This is a genomic window from Chitinophagaceae bacterium (assembly GCA_030053935.1).
Lineage (GTDB): Bacteria > Bacteroidota > Bacteroidia > Cytophagales > JASGCU01 > JASGCU01.
Map to the genome: position 1 here is coordinate 11,933 of JASGCU010000013.1, position 7,795 is coordinate 19,727.

At 33.8% G+C, this 7,795-nt stretch carries 4 protein-coding genes; 2 read left to right on the top strand and 2 right to left on the bottom strand.

The features are described 5' to 3' along the window. Positions 1-63: 63 nt before the first annotated feature. The gene (locus tag QM536_02845) at positions 64-1,134 is read right to left on the bottom strand and encodes a branched-chain amino acid aminotransferase (protein MDI9355946.1); all 1,071 of its coding nucleotides are present in this window, start codon (positions 1,132-1,134) and stop codon (positions 64-66) included. A gap of 346 nt (positions 1,135-1,480) precedes the next feature. On the opposite strand from QM536_02845, the gene QM536_02850 reads away from it, so the two are divergent. Next, the gene (locus QM536_02850; protein ID MDI9355947.1) at positions 1,481-2,104 is read left to right on the top strand and encodes an FMN-binding negative transcriptional regulator; all 624 of its coding nucleotides are present in this window, start codon (positions 1,481-1,483) and stop codon (positions 2,102-2,104) included. 53 nt (positions 2,105-2,157) lie between these two features. On the opposite strand, the gene glpK is transcribed toward QM536_02850, so the two are convergent. Continuing rightward, positions 2,158-3,645, bottom strand: a complete 1,488-nt coding sequence (gene glpK, locus QM536_02855) for a glycerol kinase GlpK (protein ID MDI9355948.1) — start codon at positions 3,643-3,645, stop codon at positions 2,158-2,160. Positions 3,646-4,019: 374 nt separating this feature from the next. Here glpK and QM536_02860 point away from each other — a divergent pair, with 374 nt between their 5' ends. Next, a complete protein-coding gene (locus tag QM536_02860; GenBank protein ID MDI9355949.1) occupies positions 4,020-7,451 on the top strand; it encodes an efflux RND transporter permease subunit in 3,432 nt (1,143 codons plus the stop codon). Positions 7,452-7,795: the final 344 nt, after the last annotated feature.

Sequence of the window (7,795 nt, forward strand, 5' to 3'; positions counted from 1 at the left end):
TACTCATTGTTAGATACAATCAGAAAATCCTCCTCTTTCAATCGTGAAATTTTTCTATGGAGATTAGGAAGGAATGGTATATATCCAATTATGAGTGTCTATTTCTTTGCCATATTTGATAGAATCTAACTTATCAAACATCCTTGATGCAAAAGAATCTTTGTGGAGAGGGAGAGAGTAGTTCTTTCCTTGGTAGCCAATCATTTGGATAGGGGCAATGGTTACGGCGGTTCCCACACCAAATACTTCTTGGAGGGTATTGTTTTGCAGGTCCTCAAGAATTTCTTTGACAGATATTTTTCTTTCTTCTACTTGTATGCCCCATTCTTTTGCAAGCGTAAGAACACTCTCTCTATTAATCCCTGCCAAAATAGAATCTGTGAGAGCTGGGGTTATGAGGGTATTGTTTTTGAAAAACATTATGTTCATAGCACCTGATTCTTCAAAATAAGAATGCTCTGTTGCATCTGTCCAAAGGATTTGATGGAAACCCTCCTTTATTGCTTGCATAGTGGGGAAATGCGAGCCGCTGTAGTTGCCTCCTGTTTTAGCATAACCCGTTCCGCCTGGGGCAGCCCTTGTATAGTTTGTCTCAATTTTCACCTTCAATGGCTCGGAAAAATACATTCCTGCGGGACTGGTTATGATATAAAAAAGATATTGTGATGCCACTTTTACACCAATAAAAGGGTCCGTAGCAAAAACCGTAGGGCGTATATAAAGCGAGGTACCTGGTCGGGAAGGCACCCAATTTTTGTCCAAATGAATCAATTCTGTAAGCCCTTCCATAAATAATTCTTGAGGAACAGCAGGAATGCACATCCTTTCGGCACTCTTGTTCAATCTTTTTGCATTATCCTGTGGTCTAAATACTACAATTTTTCCTTTTTCTGTTCTATATGCCTTCAATCCCTCAAATATCGTTTGGGAATAGTGCAGGGTAGTACAGGCGGGACTCAGAGAAAGATTTTGGTAAGGGGTAATTCTTTTATTTTTCCATTCCCCATTTTCGTAGTCCGCAAGGAACATGTGGTCAGAGTATAACTTGCCAAACGCAATGTTGTTTTCGTTCATTTCTCCAATTCTGCTTGTTTCTGTTTTTGTTATGGTAATTTTTTCTTTTAGTATGCTCATTGTATTATTTATTTTTTAATTGTATATTTGTTATTATGTTAGTAGATTGCTTTTTTGAACAAAAATAAAATAGATAAAAGTAATAAATATTTTATTTTTTTCTTAAATTATACTTTTTTTAGGAAATTAACTTTTTTATTTTATTATAATCAAGAGTACACTCTGAAAAGTCATTTTTCACAAAAATACTTAATTTTTTAACCCTATTGATTCAAATAGTTACGAAATTATAAATGTACCCAAAGTGATTTTTTGGATTGGGGTTCCCTATCTCTTTTTTTATGGTGGTTTCAATTCTTACCCTCTCAAATGCTTGTAGAACTTAAAAAATAAAACTTCAATACAAATGTATATACCAAAAATGTTTCAAGTGGAAGGGGGAAAAGAAGTGAAAGAGTTTATGCAAAAAAATAATTTTGCAACTGTTATAGTATCGGAGGAAAATGTTCCTTATGCCACTCATATACCCCTTTTAATGGAGGAAAAAAAGGAAGATATTTTTTTTTCGGGGCATGTATCCATAGGAAATAAACTTTGGAAGTATATAGAAAAAAACAAAAATGCATTGGTTATATTTCAAGGTCCGCATTCTTTTGTTTCTTCTTCTTGGTATGAGAAAGAGAACGTCTCTACTTGGAATTACCAAGCAGTTCATTGCTATACAGAAGGGAGAATTCTCACAGGAGAAGAGCTAGAAAAACAAGTGTCTTCACTGACCCAATATTATGAAAAAAATATGGTAAATCCGAGATACTATGAAAACCTTACAGATACTTTCAAGCAGAAAGAGTTACGAGGTATTATGGGATTTATGCTACGAGTAAAAGATATTCAAGCAGCTTATAAACTCAGTCAAAATAGAAATACTACTGACTACCAAAATATCATCAACCAATTAGAAAAACAGACCGATCAGGGCAGTAAAGGTATTGCAGAAGAAATGAAAAAAAGGATTCCTAAAACAGATTAAAATCCTATCATCTTCTCAAAGATTATTTCTTACATTTTGGGTGTTTGCTGGTATTACCTTGCCCATTGAATAGTAGATTGTATAGCTTTTTCCCATCCGTATAAAAGTTTTTCTCTTTTTTCTCGAGAAATATTGGGGATAAATGTTTTTTCAGAATCCCATAATTCTTTTATTTCCTCTCTATCTTTCCAAAAATGAACAGCAAGCCCCGCAAGATAAGCGGCACCTAAAGCGGTTGTTTCTGTAATAGTGGGTCTCACTACTTTTGTGTTCAGAACATCGCTTTGAAATTGCATAAGTAAATCATTTTTAGAGGCACCCCCATCTACTCGGAGTTCTTGAATGGGAATATTGCTATCTTTTTGCATCGCTTTCAAAACATCGGTTGTTTGATATGCAATACTCTCAAGAGCCGCTCGGGCTATGTGAGCTGCATTACTTCCACGCGTTAATCCCGTAATAGTTCCCCTTGCATCTTGTTCCCAATAAGGTGCTCCCATACCCGTAAATGCAGGAACTATATAGACACCTCCATTAGAATCTACCTCTTTAGCAAGTAGTTCTACATCTATAGATTTTTTTATAATGCCCAAACCATCTCTTAACCACTGCACTACCGCACCGCCAATAAAAACACTTCCTTCTAAGGCATAATGTGTGGTCTCTTGTATTTTCCAAGCAACAGTGGTCAGCAGGTTATGAGAAGAATATATAATTTTCTCTCCCGTATTCATCAGCATAAAACAGCCCGTTCCATAAGTGTTCTTTACCATTCCCGGATTTATACACATCTGCCCAAATAGTGCAGATTGTTGATCTCCCACCACTCCCGAAATGGGAATCTCCTCAGTAAAAATACTTTTGTCTGTATATGCAAAAACTCCACTGCTACTATATATTTGTGGTAAAATGCTACTCGGTATATCTAATATACTCTGTAACTCTTTATCCCATTCTAATGCAGTGATATCACAAAGCATCGTGCGGCTTGCATTGGTAATATCTGTTTTATGTATTTTCCCCTTGGTAAGTTTCCATAGAAGCCACGTATCTATAGTGCCAAAGCATACATCACCCTGCTCTGCTCGTTTTCTTGCGTTGGGAACATTATCTAGTATCCATTTAATCTTTGTCCCACTAAAATACGCATCTATTACAAGTCCCGTTTTCTTTTTAATGAGTGGTTCTAATCCTTTTTCTTTCAAGGTATCACAAAAAGAAGAGGTCCTCCTATCTTGCCAAACAATAGCATTATAAATGGGTATTCCCGTGTTCCTGTCCCATATGACTATAGTTTCTCGTTGATTAGTGATCCCTATCGCTGCTATTTCTTTTATATTTATGGCACTCTTATGAATAACTTCTTTTGCTGTTTCCATCTGTGTATTCCATATTTCTTCAGGATCGTGTTCTACTAATCCTGGCTGTGGAAACTTCTGTGAAAATTCTTTCTGAGCAAAAGCAGTTATTTCTCCTCTCTTATTAAATAAAATAGACCTACTACTGGTAGTCCCTTGGTCTAATGCGAGTATATATTTCATTGTTGTATAAAAAAATTATTGTGTTTATGAAGGTAGATTCTAAAAAATTATTTTTGAGTAACCAAATAAAATAAAAGAGAGTATCTTTTTATGAATACCCTCTTCGGTGTTTTCTTTTTCTATTCTTAAATGCAATTAAGAATCTCCACCTTACTCTTATCTATTTGATGTTATTATATTTAAAAAAATAAAATTCTTTCTATTTTTTATTTTTATAGCATAAAAAAGCATAAAAATATTTTTTAAAATAAAAAAAAGAATGGCTATCTTGCAAAATCGTTTCATTATTAAAAAAATGATATTTTTGTTAAAAAGTTAAAATATAATAGTTTTTAAAACAAAGCAAATATTATCTCATTACATATAAAAAACAGATGGCAGAAAATAAAAATGAAGCAACAGAGGAGAAAAAAAATGAAGTAGATATCGAATTTGGACTTACCACTTTTTCATTAAATAACAGGACAACAGTATACTTTTTAACCTTTTTGTTTGTTATCTTAGGTTTAGCAGCATATATATCTTTACCAAAAGAAAGCTTTCCCGAAGTAAGACAACCAATTGTATACATCGGCACGGTTCATTTTGGAAACTCTCCCGTAGATATAGAGAATCTCATCACGAGACCTTTGGAAAAAGAAATAAACACAATCCCCGAAGCAGAAGAGATCAAATCCCTCTCCGTGCAAGATTATTCCACTATCATTGTAAACTTTACTCAAGAAACAGACATAGAGAACGCACTCACCAAAGTAAAAGATGCAGTAGATAGAGCAAAGCCCAATCTACCCACAGACTTAAAAACAGACCCTAATGTCTTTGAAATAAATTTTTCTGAATTTCCTATTATGAATTTAAATCTTTCAGGAAACTTTTCCGTAGAAGAGCTCAAAATACACGCAGAAAAATTAGAAGACCTGATAGAAAAAATACCCGAAATATCTAAAGCAGACATCAGAGGACTACAAAAAAAAGAAGTAAAAATAAAAATAAATCCTCATAAAATGGAAGCAGTTAAGGTTAACTTTTCTGATATAGAAAATGCCATAAGAGCAGAAAACCTGACCCTTTCCGGAGGAAATATATTAGACGATGGCATTCGCCGAAATATCAGAGTAGTAGGAGAGTTTACAGATCCTTCCGAAATAGAAAATATCATCGTGAAGCACGAAAAAGGAAATATCGTTTATTTAAAAAACTTAGCCACAGTAGAATTTGACTTTAAAGAAACAGAAAGCTTTGCTCGTATGAATGGAAACCCCGTTGTTTCTATAGATGTAGTAAAACGGAGCGGACAAAACCTCCTTATAACTACTGAAAAAATATTGGAAATAGTCCAAGAATTTAAAAAAATATCTCCTAAAAACCTCATTGTTAATATCACGAACGACCAGTCAAAAGACACGAGAGATATGGTCAGCAGCTTAGAAAATAATATTATTTCAGGGGTTATATTAGTAGTTTTAATACTCCTATTTTTTTTAGGGACGCGTAATTCTCTTTTTGTAGGTATTGCCATTCCTCTTTCTATGTTCATTTCATTCTTAGTTCTCCAATTACTCGGTATTTCTATCAACATGATGGTACTTTTTTCTCTCATAATGGCATTAGGAATGTTGGTAGACAATGGAATTGTAGTGGTAGAAAATGTATATAGATTAATGGACGCAGGTATGAAACCATACGACGCTGTTCGTAAAGGTGTCGGAGAAATCGCATGGCCCATAATTTCCTCTACTGCAACAACTGTTGCGGCATTTATTCCTTTAGCATTTTGGCCTGGCATAATGGGACAATTTATGAGGTATCTCCCCATAACACTCATAATTACTCTATCCGCATCACTTTTTGTGGCTTTAGTCATAAATCCCGTTGTAGGATTCAAATATATGAAAGTAGATAATAGAAAACCATTTGCTTATAAAAAAATATGGAGAACAGCAACTATATGCTTAGGGGTAGGAGCATTCTGTTTAGTATTTAAATACACAGTATTAGGGAACCTCATCATCACGTATGGTCTATTACTCCTACTCAATGTCTATATTTTGACCCCCTTTTCTCGAAGATTCCAAGATTCTTTTTTACCATGGTTAGAAAATAGTTACGCAAATCTCATAGCATTTGCTCTCAAAGGAAAGAATCCCTATAAATTCTTTTTCGGCTCTATCCTTACTCTCATATTTTCTATTGCATTGATGGGAATTTTTCCTCCAAAAGTAGTATTCTTCCCTGAAAACGAACCTACTTATGTAAATATTTTTATTGAAAAACCAATAGGAACAGACATAGAGGAAGTGAACAAATTTACCAAAAAAATAGAATCTCAGATGATAACTCTTCTAAAACCCTATAATTTTATTATAGAATCTATGATGGCAAATGTAGGGGAAGGAACCGCAGACCCACGAGATATAACAGCAGTAGGACAAAGCAAAACACCTAATAAAGCAAGAATCACTATAAATTTTATAGAGTCAAAACTCCGAGTAGACCCAAAAACAGGAGAAAAAATAAGCACGAGTGACATACTGAATACCATCAGAGAAACCATAAAAGGAAACCCGGGTGTTCTCATCACTGCTGATAAAGATGCCAACGGACCACCTACCGGAAAACCGATCAGCATTGAAGTAGCAGGTGATGATATTAATACTCTCATAACCCTTACAGAAGATATGAAAAATTATATCAATGCCTTAGATATACCCGGAATAGAAAGATTAAAAACCGATTTAGAAACAGGAAAACCCGAACTTTTAGTAAGTATAGACAGAGAAAAAGCAAGAAGATTCGGACTCTCTACTTATTCTATATCAAATGAAATAAGAACATCTCTCTTTGGAAAAGAAATATCTAAATTTAAACAAGGCGAAGACGACTACGAAATCTATATCCGATTAGACGATAAATATAGATATAATATAGATGCTCTTATGAGTAAAAATATTATTTTTAGAGATCCAGGAACAGGGAGAATGGTGACCGTTCCTATATCATCTGTCGCAAAAGCAGAAATTAGCTCCACTTATGCAAGTATCAAAAGAAAAAACTTACAAAGAATTGTCAATATTACTTCTAATGTATTAGCAGAATATAACCCCACAGAAATAAACAACCAAATTAAATCAGCACTCCAAAATTTTGAAATGCCCGAAGGATATACCTATAAATTTGGTGGCGAACAAGAACGCCAAGAAAAAGAAATGTCATTCCTTTCCAAAGCACTCCTCATAGCAATTTTTATGATATTTTTTATAATAGTAGCACAATTTAACTCCATATCCGGACCAATTATTATTATGGTATCTGTTCTACTCAGCACAATAGGTGTGTTTTTAGGACTTATTTCTTTTCAAATGGATTTTGTAATAGTAATGACCATGATAGGTATAATTTCATTAGCCGGGGTAGTAGTAAATAATGCTATTGTGCTTATAGATTTCATAGAACTGAATAAAAAAAGAATGCAACAAGAACTGAAAACAGATTTTCTCCCACTAGATCTCATAGATACCGCAATTATAGAATCGGGAAAAACAAGATTAAGACCTGTATTGCTTACCGCTATAACTACAGTTCTTGGTCTTATACCATTAGCAATAGGATTAAACTTGGATTTTATTAAATTTTATCAAAACTACGATATTGATTATTACATAGGAGGTGATAATGCTGCCTTTTGGGGACCACTCTCATGGACAATAGTTTTTGGGCTTACTTTTGCTACTTTTATTACTCTGATAATAGTCCCTGTTATGTATTGGTTTTTTGCAAGAGTAAAAAGAAAATTTAAAATAGAATAATAATGTGTAGAGTTTTTGAATACATGCTTCTATCTGAAATTTTTCTTTCGCAAAGATAAGGTTTTTATATCAAAATCAATAATACATTGAATTTTAAAACTTTACACCTACAATAAAATATTCGTTTATTACGTTTTTGATTTGCAAGAGGTTCACATTGAATATTTTTAAGAAAATAGAGTTTCTCTTATTTTTTGTATAGTTTCCACAGGAAATCCTGTTATTTGTGCAATAAATAGATTATCATCCATACCATTTAATATTAATTTTTTTATTATGGCTGTTTTCTCTTGCTCCGCACGTATTTCCGCTTGCTCCGCACGTATTTCCGCTTGCTCCGCACG